Source organism: Pseudomonas sp. DY-1, from assembly GCF_003626975.1.
Lineage (GTDB): Bacteria > Pseudomonadota > Gammaproteobacteria > Pseudomonadales > Pseudomonadaceae > Metapseudomonas.
The window spans coordinates 5,633,634-5,649,787 of the sequence record NZ_CP032616.1; the positions used below are offsets into that span (position 1 = coordinate 5,633,634).

A 16,154-nucleotide genomic window follows, 5' to 3' on the forward strand; every position below is an offset into this window, starting at 1 on the left:
TAGATAAACTCCAATGGCATATTCTCAATATTCGATAACCGTTGGTTATTGGGTAGTCCCATTCATCCCATCGTGGAAGCACCATGTCGGACCTGTCGTTCTCGACCTTCTGCAGCTGGCTCAAGTTCAGGCACCTGGTGCTCATCGATACCCTGGGTCGGACCCGCAACATGCACCTGGCCGCCCAGCAGATGAGCCTCAGCCAGCCGGCCCTGAGCAAGATGCTCAAGGAAATCGAAAGCCTGCTGGGCTTCGCCGTCTTCGAGCGCCAGCCGCGCAGCATGACGCCCACCGCGCTGGGCGAGCAGGTGCTGCGCTACGCCCAGCTGGCGTTGAACGACGCTCGCAGCTTCGTCGAGCAGATCAACAACCTGAGTTCCGGCGGCCACGGCCACCTGAAGGTCGGGGCCATCTTCGCCGCCACTGCAGTGGTGCTGCCGGAGGCCATAGTGCAGATCAAACAGCGCTGGCCCCTGCTGGCGATAGAAGTGGTGGAGCAGACCAGCGATCACCTGATGGAAATGCTTGAGGAGCACACCCTGGACCTGGCCATCGGTCGGTTCACCGAGCAGGGCCAGCAGCGGCGCTACGATTTCCGCGCCCTGGCGCCGGAGCCGTTCTCCATCGTGGTCAACAGCCGCCATCCGCTCTGCGAGGCTGGGCCCATGTCCCTGCAGGAGTTGGTGGAATGGCCCTGGATTCTCTATCCCAAGGGCACGCCGATCCGTGGGCGCATGGAGGATGCCTTCGCCAAGGCCCAGGTCGCCGAGCCGCGCAACACCATCGAAACCATCTCCATGCAGACCTTCCTCCAGGTCCTGCAGAGCGGCCCGATGATCGGCATGTTGCCCCGCGTGATGGTGGAGCCGCACCTCAGGAGCGGTTCGTTGAAAACCCTGGACACTCCGCTGTACCTGGCGCCCCAGGATTACGGCATTCTCACCCGCAAGGGCGAGCCGCTGGTGGGGCGCGCCCTGGAGTTCGCCGAGATCCTGCTGGAGAACGCCCGCCGTACGCAGGTAGCCCAAGACTAAAATCAATAACCCTGCGTTATCGATTAATCCAAAAATGCCATTGGGATTGCATCGATCGGTCACCTAGATTAGCGGCCATCGCTTTCGATTGGTCAGAACGCCCGCCTGTCCACGCCGTCCGCTGCACGCCACGCCTCCCGTGGGCAGGGCAGCGCCAGGGCGATCAGCGCAGGTGAAATGCGCAATCGGCGACCCTGTTAATAACAACAATCAGGCATGTCACGTGCCTAAGGGTTAGCACAATGCAAAGAGTCCCAGAACACTCGCACGCCCCCGTTGGCGCTCCTGACCTCGCCAGCGAGGACCGGCTCTATCGCAAGGTCATCCTGCGTACGCTGCCCATCCTGCTGTTGTGCTACATCGCGGCCTATCTCGATCGGGTCAATATCGGATTCGCCAAGCTCGACATGCTCGGCGACCTGCAATTCAGCAATACCGTCTATGCCCTCGGCGCCAGCGTGTTCTTCTGGGGCTATTTCATCTTCGAAGTTCCCAGCAACCTGCTGCTGCATCGCTTCGGCGCGCGCTTCTGGATCACCCGGATCATGATTACGTGGGCCGTGGTGTCGATGGCCGTGGCCTTCACAGCGCCCCTGGCGGCGTTCTTCCACGTCGAGGCCAGCACCATGTTCTATGTGCTGCGCTTCCTGCTCGGTATCTGCGAAGCCGGCTTCTTCCCCGGGGTCATCCTCTATCTCAACTACTGGTTCCCGACCCACCGGCAGAGCCGGGTGATGTCCGGCTTCCTGATCGCCCTGCCCATCAGCCTGACCCTGGGCGGCGTGCTATCGGGCTGGCTGATGACCTCCATGAATGGTGTGCACGGCCTGTCCGGTTGGCAGTGGATGCTGCTCATCGAAGGCCTGCCGTCGATCGTCATGGCCGTGGTGGTGTTCACCTTCCTCTGCGACGGTATCGATTCGGCCAAGTGGCTGTCGGCCGCCGAAAAGGCCGTGCTCAAGGCCAACCTCAAGCAGGACGACCAAGGTAAGGCCTCACGCCTGGGCGAGGTGTTCTTCAACCCGCGCGTGTGGCTGCTGGTACTGATCCTGCTGACCTTCAATACCGGTTTCTACGGTTTGGCGTTCTGGATGCCGTCGATCATCAAGAGCACCGGCGTTACCAACACCCTGCACATCGGCCTGCTTACCGCCATTCCCTATGGTGTGGCGCTGGTGGCGATGCTGCTCAACGCCCGGCACTCCAACCGCACCGGCGAGCGCCGGCTGCACGCGGCGATTCCGGCCTTCATCGGCGGCACCGGGCTGATCCTCAGCGCCGTGTTCGCCCACAGCCCGGTGCTCTCGGTGCTGTTCCTCACCGTGGCCGCCTCGGGCATCCTCAGCCTGATGCCGATCTACTGGACCTTGCCGGGCAGCGTGCTTTCCGGTGTCGCCGCAGCCGCCGGCATCGGCATGATCAACGCCTTCGGCAACCTGTCCGGCTTCACCGGCTCGATGATCACCGCCATGGCGGAATCCCTGACCGGCGACATCAACAACGGCACCTACGTCCTGGCCCTGTGCCTGTTCGTCAGCGGTGGCCTGATCCTGGCGATTCCCGCCAGCATGCTCGGCAGGTCCGCCGAACGCCGGCCCGCATGCCAGACGGAAGGGGATATGGCGGTGAGCCAAGCATGAGCCCTGGGGCTCGCCACTGACCACAAGGCCCGCCTCCAGGCGGGCCTTTGCGTTTCTCCAGGGGGGCGGCTGTCCGCCCAGGGCCGGCTACGACAGACAGACGGCGCTTGCCAGCGTTGTGCCGACGCCGCCAAATCTGCGTTATTATCCGCCGCCCTCCCGTGGCCCTTTGGCTGTATAGGCGGATGTATAATTGTTTTCGCGCCATCGCGCTCGCAGGTTCAGCTCCCATGACACAGCTTTCCGAACGCTTTCTGGTCCAGGCCCATCTTGCCGCCAAGCAGCCCAAGCCGCTGACGGCCGAGGAGGAGGCGCACTACCGTGCCGCCATTGCTGCTGAGCTGAAGGCCAGGGACGCGGTACTGGTCGCGCACTATTACTGCGATCCGGTGATCCAGGCGCTGGCTGAGGAAACCGGTGGTTGCGTCTCCGACTCCCTGGAGATGGCCCGCTTCGGCAACCAGCATTCGGCGCAGACCGTGGTGGTTGCCGGCGTGCGCTTCATGGGCGAGACCGCGAAGATTCTCAACCCGGAAAAACGCGTGCTGATGCCGACCCTGGAGGCCACCTGCTCCCTCGACCTGGGTTGCCCGGTGGACGAGTTCTCGGCGTTCTGTGACCAGCATCCCGAGCGCACCGTGGTGGTCTACGCCAATACCTCGGCCGCGGTGAAGGCACGTGCCGATTGGGTGGTGACTTCCAGTTGTGCGCTGGAGATCGTCGAGAGCCTGATGGACAACGGCGAAACGATCATTTGGGCACCGGACCAGCACCTGGGCCGATACATACAGCGTGAAACCGGTGCCGACATGCTGCTCTGGGATGGTGCCTGTATCGTTCACGAAGAGTTCAAGGCCAAGCAGCTACAGGATATGAAGGCGCTGTATCCGGATGCAGCGGTGCTGGTGCACCCTGAATCCCCTGAAGCGGTGATCGAGCTGGCCGACGCGGTCGGTTCCACCAGCCAACTGATCAAAGCGGCGCAGACCCTGCCGAACAAGATGTTCATCGTCGCAACCGATCGCGGCATCTTCTACAAGATGCAGCAGCTGTGCCCGGACAAGCAGTTCATCGAGGCCCCCACAGCTGGCAATGGCGCGGCCTGCCGCAGTTGCGCCCACTGCCCGTGGATGGCCATGAACACCCTGGAGCGCACCCTGCAATGCCTGCGCGAAGGCACGAACGAAATCTTCGTCGATCCGGCCTTGGTTCCGAAGGCGATCAAACCGCTCAAGCGAATGTTGGACTTCACCCAGGCTGCACGAATGAAACAGGCCGGTAACGCCTGATTCCTCTCCATGAAAAAGCCCGGACTCGTCCGGGCTTTTTTGTATCTGGGCTGAGCCTGGGGCTTGATGCGGCGATCAGCGCATCATCTGTTTAAGCATCCTCTGTTGCTCAGCCAGTTCCTGCTGGCGGGCGTCTATGCGTGCGGCAAGCGGGAAGTTGCCACTGGCGCGACGCTTGGCGAAGTCCAACTGCTCGATCGCCTGATCGTAGTCGCCCACCAGGGCGAAGAATTCGGCGCGGGCCTGGTGCAGGCCAATGGTATTGCCGGCCAGGCCACGCACTTCCGCCACCTGGTACCACACATCCGGATCGTTCGGCCGGCTCTTGAGCAGGCCGTCGAGCACCTTCTCGGCGTCCTTCGGTTTGTTCTGCTTGATCAGCAGGTCGCTACGCATCTGTTTCAGCGGGTAGTTATTGGGGTATTGCGCGAGCAGGCGGTCGACGCGCTGTTGGGCATCAGGCAATCGATTGGCGGTGATGTCGAGGTCGACCTGAGCCAGGTTGTAGACGATCTCGTTCGGCGCCTTGGCCAGGAGCGGCGCCAGGTTGTCGCGAGCCTGATTGAGCTGTCCACCCTTGATCTGGGCGATCGCCAGGCCGTAGCGGGCTGCGTCCAGCTTCGGGTCTTCGTCGAGCTGGGCGCGGAAGCGCTTGGCAGCGATGCCCGGGGTCTCCTCGAACATGAGTTGCACGCGAGCGCGCATCAGCTGGTAGCGCAGGCTGTTCTCGACGCCCCCCGGCGGCAACTGTTCGGCGCGGTTGCGCGTGTCGGCGATACGATTCTCGGTCACCGGGTGGGTGAGGAGGAATTCCGGCGGTTTGGCGTCATAGCGGTACTGACGCATCAGGCGTTCGAACATGCGTGGCATGGCGCGCGGGTCGTAGCCAGCCTTTTCCAGATTGAGCAGACCGATGCGGTCGGCCTCCTGTTCGTTCTGCCGGGAGAAGCGGCGTTGTTCCTGAATGGCAGCGGCCTGTGTGCCCATGATCGCGGCCATGCCGGCATCGCCAGCGCCGGCTGCGGCGGCAACGATGCCCGCGAGCATCGCAGCCATCACCGGAATCTGCATGCGCTGTTGGGCCTCTACGCCACGGGCGAAGTGGCGTTGCGACAAGTGCGCCAATTCGTGCGCCAGTACCGAGGCGTACTCGGCTTCGGTAGGGGCGTAGAGGAAGAGACCGCCGTTGACACCGATGATCCCGCCGGGGGCGGCGAAGGCGTTCAATTGCGGGCTATTGAGCAGGACGAACTCCAGGCGGCGGTCCTGCAACTGGCTGGTTTCGGCCAGGCGATAGACGCTGGTCTCCACGTAGTCTTTAAGCTGCGGGTCATTGAGTTGCGGCACTTGGCCACGCAGCAGACTCAGCCAGGCGCGGCCGAGTTGATGTTCCTGTTCCGGAGAGACGATCGAAGAGCTGGAGTCCCCCAGCGACGGCAGGTCGTCGGCCATGAGGGGGGGAGCGAGAAAACAGGCAAGCGTCAGCAGAGTGGGGCGCAGAAGATTCATGCACTGGGCTCGTTGGCGGCAAAGGCCTAACTGTAGCCTCCGGCGCTGCTGGCTGGCCAGCGGAGCTCTGCCTTCTGTATCCTAACCGCCCGCTCAAGTATTCCCGCCCCGCGACCTTCCCGAGCGACCCGCCAGGCGCCCTTCCGGAGACTCACCATGACTGACGCTGCCAGTCGAACCGATGATTTCGACGTCGAACTGGATGCCAGTGGCCTGAACTGCCCCTTGCCCCTGCTCAAGGCCAAGCTCGAGCTCAATCGCCTGAACAGCGGAGCGGTGCTCAAGGTGATCGCTACCGACGCTGGTTCCCAGCGCGATTTCCGCGCCTTCGCACAATTGGCCGGGCACCAGTTGCTGCGTGAAGAGGTCGAAGACGGCGTATTCCGCTACTGGTTGCGCAAGGCCTGACCACGGCTTGTCGAGTGGGTCTTTCAAGGATTTCTGATGCTCAAGGTGCTTCGCGATTGGGTCCAGCGCTACTTCTCTGATGAAGAAGCCGTGGTGCTGGCTGTGGTCCTCGTTCTCGGCTTCACGATCGTTCTGACTCTTGGCAACATGCTGGCGCCTGTGTTGGCGGGCATGGTCCTGGCGTTCCTCATGCAGGGGCTGGTCAACCTATTGGAGCGTCTGCGACTGCCGCAAACGCTGGCGGTCTGGATCGTCTTCGCGCTGTTCATCGGTGCCCTGGCCTTGATTCTCGGCGTGCTGGTGCCGTTGCTCTGGCAACAGTTGAGCAAGTTGTTCCAGGAGCTGCCAGGCATGCTTGGCGAATGGCAGTCGTTGCTGCTGCTCCTGCCCGAGCGCTATCCGCATCTGGTGACCGATGAGCAGGTACTGAAGGCCATCGAGGTGACCCGCAGTGAAGTCGCCAAGTTCGGCCAGTGGGCACTGACCTTCTCCCTGTCCAGCCTGCCGCTGCTGGTCAACATCATGATCTACCTGGTCCTGGTGCCGATCCTGGTGTTCTTCTTCCTCAAGGACAGGGTGATGATCGGGCGCTGGATCAGCGGCTACCTGCCACGCGAACGCGGATTGATGACGCAGGTCTGGGACGAAGTGAACATCCAGATCGCCAATTACATTCGAGGCAAGGTGATCGAGATCGTCATCTGCGGATCGGTGACCTATGTGGCATTCGTCTGGCTTGGCCTGAACTATGCGGCGCTGCTGGCCCTGCTGGTGGGGCTCTCGGTGGTCGTGCCCTACATCGGCGCCGTGGTGGTAACCGTGCCGGTCGCCCTGATTGCCCTGTTCCAGTGGGGCTGGAGCGACCAGTTCATCTACCTGATGGTGGTCTACACCGTGATCCAGACCCTGGACGGCAATGTCCTCGTGCCGTTGCTGTTCTCCGAAGCAGTGAACCTGCACCCGGTGGCGATCATCTGCGCCGTGCTCCTGTTCGGCGGACTCTGGGGCTTCTGGGGGGTGTTCTTCGCCATTCCCCTGGCTACCTTGTTCAAGGCTGTACTGGATGCCTGGCCGCGAGCCGACCCGAGAAATGCCATGGCGCAGTAAATGGGTCTGGAAAGCGCATTTCCATGCGCACATCCCTTGATCGGATAAACGAAAAAGGCCGCGATTGCGGCCTTTTCTCATTGGGGCAGGGTCAGCCCTTGTTTAACGCCTCGGCAGCGGCGAGCACCGCATCCACGTGACCGGGTACCTTCACGCCGCGCCACTCCTGGCGTAGTACACCGTCCTTGTCGATCAGGAAGGTGCTGCGGTCCACGCCCATGTACTCCTTGCCATAGAGCTTCTTCAGCTTGATCACGTCGAAAAGCTGGCAGAGCGATTCATCCTTGTCGGAGATCAGCTCGAAGGGGAACTCCTGCTTGCACTTGAAGTTCTCGTGAGACTTCATGCCATCGCGGGAGATGCCGAAAATGGCGGTGTTCGCAGCCAGGAAGGCGGCATGCCGGTCACGAAAACCCTGGCCTTCGGTGGTGCAGCCGGGGGTGCTGTCCTTCGGGTAGAAATAGAGCACTACCTGCTTGCCCTTGAGCGCGGACAGGCTGATCTCCAGGCCGCTGGTGGCCTGGGCGGTGAAGTCGGCGACGGGTTGGTTCAGGGAAACGGCCATGTCTGCTTGCTCCTCAGGGGTGTTGCGGGCGCCAGGGTTCGATCAGGGCGTCCAGGTTCAGTGCATCGGCGAAGTCCAGGAACTGGTCGCGCAGCCAGCTGATTTGGGTGCCGGCGGGCAGAGTCACGGTAATCGTGGCGTTGAGCATGGTGCCGCCAGTCTGCGGTGCCTGGTAGGTATCGCAGGTGAGGTTTTCCAGCTCGACACGGTGATCGATGAAAAACTGGCACAGCTCGTTGAGGATGTCCGGGCGATAGGCTGCGCTGATGTAGGCCACGTAGGGCAGTGCCTGGGGGCGAGTTTCCATGGCGCTGCTGCGGGTCATGTTGGCGGTAAAGCCATGGCGCTTGGCCAATGCCGCCACACCTGACTCCAGGCGCGCCAGGCCATCCCAACTACCGGAAACTTGCAGCACCAGGGCGCTGAACTCGCCGTGGCGGGTCAGGCGGCTGCTGACCACGGCGCAGCGGTTTTCCTGGCTGGCGCGGCACAGCACGTTGGTCAGCTCCATCGGGTTGCGGCCCAGGGCACTGATCAAAAGGAATTGTTCGCGGGGCGGGGTGGTGGACATGCAGCATTCCTAGAGCGAGGGGAGGGCGGCCGAGGCCACACTGTTCAAACGGGGAAGGTTAGCGAAAAGCGTCGCCGAGGGAAATGCTGTAACCGCCTGACGGCGCTTGCGTTCACCTTGTGCAAGGCCAGAGCCGACAGTACCATTACGGCTCACTTTTTCCGGCAGGAGCGGTTGCATGATTGCGGGCAGTATGGTGGCACTGGTTACGCCCATGGATGCGCAGGGTCAATTGGACTGGGACAGCCTTTCCAAACTCGTTGACTTCCATCTTCAAGAGGGCACCAACGCCATAGTCGCCGTCGGCACCACGGGCGAGTCCGCCACACTCGACGTCAACGAGCACGTCGAAGTGATCCGCCGCGTCGTCGACCAGGTCAATGGCCGCATCCCGGTAATCGCCGGCACCGGTGGCAATTCCACTCGTGAGTCGGTCGAACTGACCGCTGCTGCCAAGCAAGTCGGCGCCGATGCCTGCCTACTGGTGACCCCTTACTACAACAAGCCGACGCAGGAAGGCCTGTACCAGCACTTCCGCCATATCGCCGAAGCCGTGGCCATTCCGCAGATTCTCTACAACGTTCCCGGCCGTACCGTATGCGACATGCTTCCGGAAACCGTTGAGCGCCTGTCGAAGATCGGCAACATCATCGGCATCAAGGAAGCCACTGGCGACCTGCAGCGCGGCCAGGAAGTACTGAACCGAGTCAGCAAGGATTTCCTCGTTTATTCCGGTGACGACGCTACTGCCGTCGAACTGATGCTGATGGGCGGCAAGGGCAATATCTCGGTTACCGCCAACGTTGCCCCGCGCGCCATGGCTGATCTCTGCGCTGCCGCCATGCGTGGCGAAGCCGAAGCCGCTCGCGCCATCAATGACAAGCTGATGCCGCTGCACAAGGCTCTTTTCATCGAATCGAACCCGATCCCGGTGAAATTCGCCCTGCACGAAATGGGTCTGATTCCCGACGGCATTCGCCTGCCGTTGACCTGGCTCAGCCCGCGTTGCCATGAGCCTCTGCGCCAAGCCATGCGCCAGTCCGGCCTACTTGCCTAATCCAAGGAAACATTCCGCATGAAGCGACTGGCCGGACTCTCCGCTCTCGCCCTGATCATTTCCAGCACCAGCGGTTGCGGCTGGCTCTGGGGCCAAGATGGCTATTTCCGTGATCGCGGTAGCGATTACCTGGAAGCACGCCAGACGGCCCCCATGCAGCTTCCGCCGGACGTTGATTCCAAGCCGCTCGACCCGTTGCTGCCGGTACCGATGAACGTTGCCGACAGCCGCGCTGAAGGTGAATACGAGGTACCGCGCCCTCAGGCCCTGCAGGGCAAGGGTGAAGTCAGCGACTACAGCCTGCAGAAGAGCGGTGACTCCCGTTGGGTGGTTGCCCAGCGCGTACCGGCCGAAGTCTGGCCTGTAGCCCGCCAGTTCTTCGAGAACGGTGGTTTCCGCATTGCCGACGAGCGTCCGCAGACCGGCGAGTTCAGCACTGACTGGCAGCGCCTCGACCAGCTCTCCGGTCCCCTGGCCCGTCGCCTGGGTAGCCGTGTCAGCGGAGTCGAGCCGGACAGCGAAGTCCGTGCTCGCGTACGTATCGAGCCGGGTGTTCAGCGCAACACCAGCGAAATCTTCGTTACCACTGTCAGCCGTCCAGCTGGCAGCACTGCCGACACCGGTTGGCCCAGCCGTTCCGACAACGCGAGCCTGGAAGCCGCGCTGCTGGATGAAATGCTGGCCAGCATGGCCCGCAGTTCCGAACAGGGCGGATCCGTGTCGTTGCTCGCCGCCCGCGACTTCGATGCGCCGAGCCGCGTGACCCTTTCCGAAGATGGCAACGGCAACCCCATGCTCAGCCTAGGCGCCGACTTCGATCGTTCCTGGTCCAGCGTCGGTCGTGCCCTGGAAACCGGCGACGTCCGCGTCGACGACATCAACCGCAGCCTGGGTGTCTACTACATCAACCTCGCCGAAGGCGCCGAGAAGAAAGACGAGAAGCCCGGCTTCTTTAGCAGCCTTTGGGGTAGCGACGCCAGCGAGGAAGAAATCGAAGCCCGCGCCGAACGCTACCAGGTCCGCCTGACCCGCGTTGGCGATAGCGTTCAGGTAACCGTGGAGAAGGACATCAACACCGTGGCCCCCGCCGATGTGGCGCGCCGCGTGCTGACCCTGATTCAGGAAAACCTCGGCTAAGAGCAAAAGGTGCGCCGCGTAGCGGCGGATCGTGGAAACAAGAAGGCGAAACCCCCGGGTTTCGCCTGTTTCGTTTGATAAAGGCGGAAAACGACATGAGCACACCCACCACCCTCAGCCTGAAGAAGATCTACTCGGGGAAGGTTCGCGACCTCTACGAAATCGACGACAAGCGCATGCTGATGGTCGCCACTGACCGCCTTTCCGCGTTCGACGTGATCCTCGACCAGCCCATTCCGGAGAAAGGCAAGATCCTTACTGCCATCTCCAACTTCTGGTTCGACAAGCTATCCAACGTCGTTCCCAACCACTTCACCGGTGACAAGGTCGAAGACGTCGTTCCCGCCGCCGAATTGCCCCTGGTGGAAGGCCGCGCGGTAGTAGCCAAGCGCCTTAAGCCCGTTGCTGTCGAAGCCATCGTGCGCGGCTACATCGTTGGCTCCGGCTGGAAGGAGTACCAGAAGAGCGGCACCGTCTGCGGCATCCAGCTGCCGGCCGGCCTGAAGGAAGCTTCCAAGCTGCCGCAACCCATCTTCACCCCCTCGACCAAGGCTGCCGTCGGCGACCACGACGAGAACATCTCTTTCGAGCAGTGCGAAGCCATCATCGGCAAGGAACTGGCCGCCAAGGTCCGTGACACCGCCATCGCCCTGTACAGCACCGCCGTCGAGTACGCCGCCACCCGCGGCATCATCATCGCCGACACCAAGTTCGAGTTCGGCATCGACGAAGACGGTACCTTGACCCTGATGGACGAAGTGCTGACTCCCGATTCCAGCCGCTTCTGGCCGGTGGAAAGCTACGTCGAAGGCAAGAACCCGCCGAGCTTCGACAAACAGTTCGTGCGCGACTGGCTGGAGTCTACCGGCTGGAACAAGGAGCCGCCGGCACCTGCCGTACCCGCCGACGTCGCCCAGAAGACCGCTGACAAGTACCGCGAAGCGCTGACCAAGCTGACTTCCTGATCCATGCGTACCCCTCTCACTGTGGGAGAGGGGCTGCGGTGAGGGGTTGCCCGCACCTCGAATTTCCCCTCATTACCGCAACCATCTGAAACCACGCGAAAAAATCTCGCCACGGGCTTCGCCAATGGCCGATGAACTGGTATGATGCGCGCCGTTCGGGAAGATGCCGGAGTGGCCGAACGGGACGGATTCGAAATCCGTTGTGTCAGCAATGGCACCTAGGGTTCAAATCCCTATCTTCCCGCCATATTCAAAAGCCTAAACCCCTGAAATTCTTAGAGTTTCAGGGGTTTTTGCTTTCTGGCTTTTGCCAAGTGTCGAGAAGTGTCGAAGCATGGAGAGTGAGCTTGGCACTCGAAGCCGTTAAACTGCGCCGCACACGGTCAGGCCATTAGCCACTATATGGGCCCCCCACCGAGCCTGACCAGCCAGACAAAGTAGATGCTCGAAAGGAGTCGACATGGCGAAGTTCCTCAACACCAGTGCTACCAACTACTTCCTCGAGGAAATGATCAAGAACGCCAAGGATCGCTTGGTACTGATCAGTCCCTTCCTCAAGCTCAACGACCGGATGAAGGAGCTGCTGGCCGACAAGGACCGCCTTAAGATCGACGTACGTATCGTCTATGGGAAGAGCGAGCTGCAGCCCGAGGAAATCAACTGGCTAAAGGAACTGAGCTACGTACGCACCAGCTTCTGCAAGAACCTGCACGCGAAGTGCTACCTGAATGAAGACCTGTGCATCATCACCAGCCTGAACCTCTATGAGTTCAGCCAGGTGAATAACAACGAGATGGGCGTACTCATCCGTCGCTCTGATGATCCCGAGCTGTACAAGGATGCCTATGAAGAGGCACAGCGGATCATCCGTATCAGCGACGAGGTGCGCATCACCATGGAGCGCATCGCTGCCGACGCCGAGGTGAAGCAGGATAGCGAGGAGGTATCGGAGAAACTCACTTCCTCCAAGCTCGCCCAGAAGCTGGGCCTCAAGACGCCCGAACTCATCGAGAAGCTCATTGCCCTGGAACTCCTCGAGGACCGTGACGGCAAGCCTTACATCACCCAGAAAGGCAAGGACGCAGGCGGCGAGTTCCGCATGAGCCCCAAGTTCGGCCCTTACTTCCTGTGGCCCGATAGCCTCGCCGTTTAAGCCTGCTTACCCTTCCAGCAGGCTCACAAAGTCCATCTGCGGCCCAAGCCTGACTGCCTCTTCGAGGTGGTCAGGTGCAAGATGCGCATAGCGCATCGTCATCGCCACCGTGGTATGCCCCAGAATCTTCTGTAGGGTCAGGATGTTCCCGCCGTTCATCACAAAGTGGCTGGCGAAGGTATGCCGCAGCACGTGTGACGACTGCCCGGCTGGAACCGGTATGCCGGATACGCCCAGGGTCTGGTCGAAGCTGTTGAGACATTTCGAGAACAGGCCATGCCGCTTGAAGTGATCCAGGATGCGTTGCTCCAGGACGGGATTGATCGGCACCGAGCGGGTTCGCTTCCCCTTGGTATTCACGAATAGCACTCGTCCATCCTTGACCTGGTGCGGAGTCAGCGCCTGCGCTTCACCCCATCGAGCGCCCGTAGCCAGGCAGATTGCGGCAATCATGGCGACGTGGGGAGTCCTGCAGCGCTTGTGGATAACTGCGAAGAGTTGCCGGACCTGGTCATCGTTCAGATAGGCCAACTCCCGCTCCTGCAGGCGCAGCGGGCGTACCCGGACAAGCGGGTTGGGGTAGTCGATCTCTTCCAGCTGGAACAGCACATTGAACACCGCACGTAGGTAGGCGAGCCGGTTGTTCAGCGTCTTCGGATTCGCCCCCTTCTTGAGCATCGAGGCGCGGTACTCGGCGTAGTCTTTGCCCGTCATCCGCACTGCAATCGGGTTGCCCAGGTCCTTGGCCATGGAGTCGAGCAGGCGTCGTCGTGCATCTCCATCAGCCAAGGTGTGGGCATGCAGCACGGCCCAGCGGTCAATCAAGTCCAGCAGGCGACGTGTGTCCCGAGGGCGGGGCGACCAGTCCGGGGTGCCAATGCATTTGGCCCGGCAGATGGCTTCGAAGCGCTGCGCCTCACCCTTGGTCTTCACCGTCTTGCGGAAGCGGCGACCCTTGATCGGTTCGGTATCGACTTTCCAGCGGCCATCCGGCAGTTGCTCGATAGCCATCAGACCGCACGCCCCCATCGGACGACGCGTTCCTCCAGGAGCTGCTTGATGCGTTTGTAGAGGGCCCGCTCATCCATGCCCTTGTGGGCGTAGTGGTCACGGATCACCGGCCAGCACTCCCAGTTGCGGAGGCTGGCAAAGGCCTTTTTTGCCCCCACCCGTTCCCGGGCCACCAGGCTGATGAAGTTGCCGATGAACAGGTCCACGTTCTTCCCGGAGAAGCCCTGCGAGGTCTTGTAGTGGCGCTTGTAGTGGGTACGCCCGGCGAGGGAGACGGCGGGCACGGAGACTTTCGTGTCCTGCCGCAGCAAGGTCCAGAACGCATCGAACACGCCCTTGCTGGAGCACAGGCGGAAGGATTCCAGACCGTACTGGAACAGTCCGTCCAGATGCGGGGCAAGGTCGCGGTAGGTGCGGCTGTCGATCATGGCACCGGTGTCCATGCTGGCCGAGCCGTCGGCAAACTGCTGGACGATGGAGTGGTGGAAGCGCAGCTCCACGCGCCACACCGGGGCCTGGGCGTCGTAGTTCTGGTCATCGTCCGGGGCGAAGGGGTTGTCCATGGTCTTCCACACCGACTGCCAGTAGTCGAGCTTGTCGATGCTGTACGCCTGCAGGGACTTGTCGTAGATGGCCAGTTGCATGCCCGAGGCGGAGCCGAACAGGAACGACTGGCCGTTGCCATAGGAGACGGCTTCCCCGTCATAGAACACTTCGTTGATGCCGGTGATGCTGCGGCGGGTACGGGCCCGGCAAAGCAGACGGTCCATCAGGTCCTTCGGCGGTTGCCAGCCTTGCACGTCCAGGGCGAGGTGGACGGCACACTGGTTGGCCTCCATGCATTGCAAGGCGGCCTTGGCGAAGCGGTCCATCCACTCCTGCAGCACGTCAGGGGGCGAGGACTGGATGGCATGCGGGCTGACCTCAATCTTCATGTGCGCACCGATCACATCGGCCTTCACGTTGAAGTTCTTCAGAAGCAGCACAAAGCCCAGGTCGTTGTTCTGCAGCTTGTACTGGTAGCCGGAATCCCGGCTGACGCGCCCGGCATGCCACTGGTGCCCGGCAAAGCTGACCAGACCGCTTTCCTCGAACAGGGCCAGCACCTCGGGCCGGACCATGCCCCGGTACAACTGGCGCACGGTATCCACGCGGCAGCCCAACAGGCGGACCTTCGACAGGTTGGTCATGCGGGCCGCCTTCGGATCGAAGAACAGACGGGAGTTCCGGCACTCCTGGCCGGTCTGCAAATCGACGCGAATCTGGTCTACAGCTTTCCTCATGTCGTCAAACTCCATGAAATGACACGAATTGAAACGGCGTTAAGCCGTTGATAGGACGTGCTACAGGGACGTCCCGCAGGCCGCTTGAGCGCGGGTCCCACCCGCACGCGGGAGCCCTCCCGCGCTCACGCGTTTGCGCGGTACGCGCTGTGCGCGTATCCGTGCAAAACGCGTGTGCGCTCGGGTTTTCACACAGTTCCCGGGGAGGGCTGATCGAGGTGATCGAGGGGAAGTGGCCTTCTGACCAGCAGGGGAACAGCAGGCTTTCCAGCGGGGGAGGGGGTTCCCGGAACTGAACCCGGGGAAGGACGGCCAGGGCGGCCAGAAGGAACAGCGAGCCCAGCAGGGCCGTGAAAACACCAAGGGCGCCGCCCTTGTCATCCCGCTCTTGCCGCCGAGGGCTCGGGAGCGCGGGGCGGAAAAGCTGCCCCACACTCCCCAGCCGAGGCTGTTCGGGCAGGAGTACGGTCAAGGGTGCGCTGCGCCCGTGCTTCCGTTCGCCGGAACGGTGGAGCTGTTCCGACGAGCCGGGAGCGCGGCCCCTGACCGGATCAGGCCGCCGAGCGCGGGTGGAAGCTGGTCGGCGCCTTCCAGCGGGCGGCGGTGCAGCGTGGTGAGGGTGCGGATGTCACACCAGAAGATTTCGTTCGGGAACTGCTCTTCCTGAAGCGCGTTGAAGCACAGGAAGTGGCCTTCCTTCACAAGGCCCGGTATGGGCGCTACCAGTCCGACGATGTGGAAGCAACGCCAGAGGGATTCGGGTTCGTCTTCCAGGACCAACTCCATCATCACCGTCTGGCCGATCAAGGAAGTGGCGGTGGTCGCGTTCAGGTTGAGGTCGGGGCTAGTCATTGGCGTAGCCCCCCTCATCGAACTGATCCTTGCCCTGCTCCAGGTCCTGGCACAGGCGCTCCAGGTTCACCAGTTGGGAGTTCTTCACCTTTACGGCTGGAATGGTGCCCGTCTTGATCCAGCCCATCACGGTGTCGTCGGAGACGCCGCACATGTTGGCGAAGGCTTCCGGGCTGCACACCGCGTCGTAGTGGCCAGCGGGCAGGTTGCTGAGGTCGAGGGGTTGATTGATGCCGTTCATGCGGTCCACTCCTGTTCCAGAAGCCACTGGCGGAGCAGGGCGCAGTTCACCATGCGCAGCTTGCCGAGCTTCACCGAGGGGATGATTCCCCGATACACCCAGGCGCGGGCGGTGTCGCAGGTGACACCGTTGCGATCTGCCCAGGCGGCGATGGGTTCTACGTCCTGTTGCGGGCCGACCAGGTTGGTCGGGGAGAGCTCTTCCAGTTCCATGCTCGTTCCGTCACTATTCGTGGCTATTAACAGGGATAACGATTGATAAATAATTTATCAGCCGCAGGCATAGTAACCGTGATAAATAATTTGTCAATAAATTATTTATCAATTATTAGA

17 protein-coding genes and 1 tRNA gene are annotated in these 16,154 nt (G+C 61.8%); 10 read left to right on the forward strand and 8 right to left on the reverse strand.

Translation table 11 applies throughout. The annotated features are described in order from the left end of the window. Positions 1-83: 83 nt before the first annotated feature. The 3 genes from D6Z43_RS26570 to nadA all read left to right on the forward strand — a co-directional run bounded on the left by D6Z43_RS26570 (position 84) and on the right by nadA (position 3,963). Complete coding sequence (locus D6Z43_RS26570; RefSeq protein ID WP_120654957.1) at positions 84-1,034, forward strand: LysR family transcriptional regulator; 951 nt, start codon at positions 84-86, stop codon at positions 1,032-1,034. 242 nt (positions 1,035-1,276) lie between these two features. Beyond that, positions 1,277-2,674: an MFS transporter gene (locus tag D6Z43_RS26575; RefSeq protein ID WP_120654958.1), complete on the forward strand. Its 1,398-nt coding sequence runs from the start codon at positions 1,277-1,279 to the stop codon at positions 2,672-2,674. Positions 2,675-2,904: 230 nt separating this feature from the next. Continuing rightward, positions 2,905-3,963 (forward strand): quinolinate synthase NadA, encoded by a 1,059-nt coding sequence (gene nadA / locus D6Z43_RS26580; protein WP_120654959.1) that lies wholly within the window; start codon positions 2,905-2,907, stop codon positions 3,961-3,963. A gap of 75 nt (positions 3,964-4,038) precedes the next feature. On the opposite strand, the gene D6Z43_RS26585 is transcribed toward nadA, so the two are convergent. Beyond that, positions 4,039-5,472: a M48 family metalloprotease gene (locus tag D6Z43_RS26585; protein WP_120654960.1), complete on the reverse strand. Its 1,434-nt coding sequence runs from the start codon at positions 5,470-5,472 to the stop codon at positions 4,039-4,041. 156 nt (positions 5,473-5,628) lie between these two features. Between D6Z43_RS26585 and D6Z43_RS26590 the strand changes: the two genes are divergently transcribed. Both D6Z43_RS26590 and D6Z43_RS26595 read left to right on the forward strand, forming a co-directional pair. Continuing rightward, a complete protein-coding gene (locus D6Z43_RS26590) occupies positions 5,629-5,880 on the forward strand; it encodes a sulfurtransferase TusA family protein (RefSeq protein WP_120654961.1) in 252 nt (83 codons plus the stop codon). Positions 5,881-5,916: 36 nt separating this feature from the next. Further along, positions 5,917-6,987, forward strand: coding sequence for an AI-2E family transporter (locus D6Z43_RS26595; RefSeq protein WP_120654962.1), 1,071 nt, complete (start codon positions 5,917-5,919; stop codon positions 6,985-6,987). Positions 6,988-7,078: 91 nt separating this feature from the next. On the opposite strand, the gene D6Z43_RS26600 is transcribed toward D6Z43_RS26595, so the two are convergent. Beyond that, positions 7,079-7,552, reverse strand: coding sequence for a peroxiredoxin (locus D6Z43_RS26600; protein ID WP_120654963.1), 474 nt, complete (start codon positions 7,550-7,552; stop codon positions 7,079-7,081). A gap of 13 nt (positions 7,553-7,565) precedes the next feature. Further along, positions 7,566-8,123 carry a glycine cleavage system protein R gene (locus tag D6Z43_RS26605; RefSeq protein WP_120654964.1) on the reverse strand — a complete coding sequence of 186 codons (558 nt, stop codon included), beginning with the start codon at positions 8,121-8,123 and terminating at the stop codon, positions 7,566-7,568. 178 nt (positions 8,124-8,301) lie between these two features. Between D6Z43_RS26605 and dapA the strand changes: the two genes are divergently transcribed. The 5 genes from dapA to D6Z43_RS26630 all read left to right on the forward strand — a co-directional run bounded on the left by dapA (position 8,302) and on the right by D6Z43_RS26630 (position 12,435). Next, entirely contained in the window at positions 8,302-9,180 is an 879-nt protein-coding gene (gene dapA, locus D6Z43_RS26610) for a 4-hydroxy-tetrahydrodipicolinate synthase (protein WP_120654965.1), read from the forward strand. 18 nt (positions 9,181-9,198) lie between these two features. Further along, positions 9,199-10,317 (forward strand): outer membrane protein assembly factor BamC, encoded by a 1,119-nt coding sequence (gene bamC, locus D6Z43_RS26615; RefSeq protein WP_120654966.1) that lies wholly within the window; start codon positions 9,199-9,201, stop codon positions 10,315-10,317. Between the two features lie 95 nt (positions 10,318-10,412). After that, positions 10,413-11,282: a phosphoribosylaminoimidazolesuccinocarboxamide synthase gene (locus D6Z43_RS26620; protein ID WP_120654967.1), complete on the forward strand. Its 870-nt coding sequence runs from the start codon at positions 10,413-10,415 to the stop codon at positions 11,280-11,282. Positions 11,283-11,439: 157 nt separating this feature from the next. Beyond that, positions 11,440-11,529, forward strand: a tRNA-Ser gene (locus D6Z43_RS26625). Between the two features lie 213 nt (positions 11,530-11,742). Further along, positions 11,743-12,435, forward strand: coding sequence for a phospholipase D family protein (locus D6Z43_RS26630; protein ID WP_120654968.1), 693 nt, complete (start codon positions 11,743-11,745; stop codon positions 12,433-12,435). A 6-nt stretch (positions 12,436-12,441) separates the two neighbouring features. On the opposite strand, the gene D6Z43_RS26635 is transcribed toward D6Z43_RS26630, so the two are convergent. The 5 genes from D6Z43_RS26635 to D6Z43_RS26660 form a co-directional block, all read right to left on the reverse strand. Continuing rightward, complete coding sequence (locus D6Z43_RS26635; protein WP_120654969.1) at positions 12,442-13,446, reverse strand: tyrosine-type recombinase/integrase; 1,005 nt, start codon at positions 13,444-13,446, stop codon at positions 12,442-12,444. Beyond that, positions 13,446-14,729, reverse strand: a complete 1,284-nt coding sequence (locus D6Z43_RS26640) for a hypothetical protein (RefSeq protein WP_120654970.1) — start codon at positions 14,727-14,729, stop codon at positions 13,446-13,448. The genes D6Z43_RS26635 and D6Z43_RS26640 overlap by 1 nt, the downstream gene beginning before the upstream one ends. 468 nt (positions 14,730-15,197) lie before the next feature. Then, positions 15,198-15,581 carry a hypothetical protein gene (locus D6Z43_RS26650; RefSeq protein WP_120654971.1) on the reverse strand — a complete coding sequence of 128 codons (384 nt, stop codon included), beginning with the start codon at positions 15,579-15,581 and terminating at the stop codon, positions 15,198-15,200. Then, a complete protein-coding gene (locus tag D6Z43_RS26655) occupies positions 15,574-15,822 on the reverse strand; it encodes a helix-turn-helix domain-containing protein (RefSeq protein WP_120654972.1) in 249 nt (82 codons plus the stop codon). The genes D6Z43_RS26650 and D6Z43_RS26655 overlap by 8 nt, the downstream gene beginning before the upstream one ends. Then, positions 15,819-16,034: a DNA-binding protein gene (locus tag D6Z43_RS26660; RefSeq protein WP_120654973.1), complete on the reverse strand. Its 216-nt coding sequence runs from the start codon at positions 16,032-16,034 to the stop codon at positions 15,819-15,821. The genes D6Z43_RS26655 and D6Z43_RS26660 overlap by 4 nt, the downstream gene beginning before the upstream one ends. Positions 16,035-16,154 lie beyond the last annotated feature (120 nt).

Bases quoted from the DNA above. Each gene is read 5' to 3' on its own strand.
- D6Z43_RS26570 (WP_120654957.1), top strand. From the start codon at position 84: ATGTCGGACCTGTCGTTCTCGACCTTCTGCAGCTGGCTCAAGTTCAGG.
- D6Z43_RS26575 (WP_120654958.1), top strand. From the start codon at position 1,277: ATGCAAAGAGTCCCAGAACACTCGCACGCCCCCGTTGGCGCTCCTGAC.
- nadA (WP_120654959.1), top strand. From the start codon at position 2,905: ATGACACAGCTTTCCGAACGCTTTCTGGTCCAGGCCCATCTTGCCGCC.
- D6Z43_RS26585 (WP_120654960.1), bottom strand. From the start codon at position 5,472: ATGAATCTTCTGCGCCCCACTCTGCTGACGCTTGCCTGTTTTCTCGCT.
- D6Z43_RS26590 (WP_120654961.1), top strand. From the start codon at position 5,629: ATGACTGACGCTGCCAGTCGAACCGATGATTTCGACGTCGAACTGGAT.
- D6Z43_RS26595 (WP_120654962.1), top strand. From the start codon at position 5,917: ATGCTCAAGGTGCTTCGCGATTGGGTCCAGCGCTACTTCTCTGATGAA.
- D6Z43_RS26600 (WP_120654963.1), bottom strand. From the start codon at position 7,552: ATGGCCGTTTCCCTGAACCAACCCGTCGCCGACTTCACCGCCCAGGCC.
- D6Z43_RS26605 (WP_120654964.1), bottom strand. From the start codon at position 8,123: ATGTCCACCACCCCGCCCCGCGAACAATTCCTTTTGATCAGTGCCCTG.
- dapA (WP_120654965.1), top strand. From the start codon at position 8,302: ATGATTGCGGGCAGTATGGTGGCACTGGTTACGCCCATGGATGCGCAG.
- bamC (WP_120654966.1), top strand. From the start codon at position 9,199: ATGAAGCGACTGGCCGGACTCTCCGCTCTCGCCCTGATCATTTCCAGC.
- D6Z43_RS26620 (WP_120654967.1), top strand. From the start codon at position 10,413: ATGAGCACACCCACCACCCTCAGCCTGAAGAAGATCTACTCGGGGAAG.
- D6Z43_RS26630 (WP_120654968.1), top strand. From the start codon at position 11,743: ATGGCGAAGTTCCTCAACACCAGTGCTACCAACTACTTCCTCGAGGAA.
- D6Z43_RS26635 (WP_120654969.1), bottom strand. From the start codon at position 13,446: ATGGCTATCGAGCAACTGCCGGATGGCCGCTGGAAAGTCGATACCGAA.
- D6Z43_RS26640 (WP_120654970.1), bottom strand. From the start codon at position 14,729: ATGAGGAAAGCTGTAGACCAGATTCGCGTCGATTTGCAGACCGGCCAG.
- D6Z43_RS26650 (WP_120654971.1), bottom strand. From the start codon at position 15,581: ATGACTAGCCCCGACCTCAACCTGAACGCGACCACCGCCACTTCCTTG.
- D6Z43_RS26655 (WP_120654972.1), bottom strand. From the start codon at position 15,822: ATGAACGGCATCAATCAACCCCTCGACCTCAGCAACCTGCCCGCTGGC.
- D6Z43_RS26660 (WP_120654973.1), bottom strand. From the start codon at position 16,034: ATGGAACTGGAAGAGCTCTCCCCGACCAACCTGGTCGGCCCGCAACAG.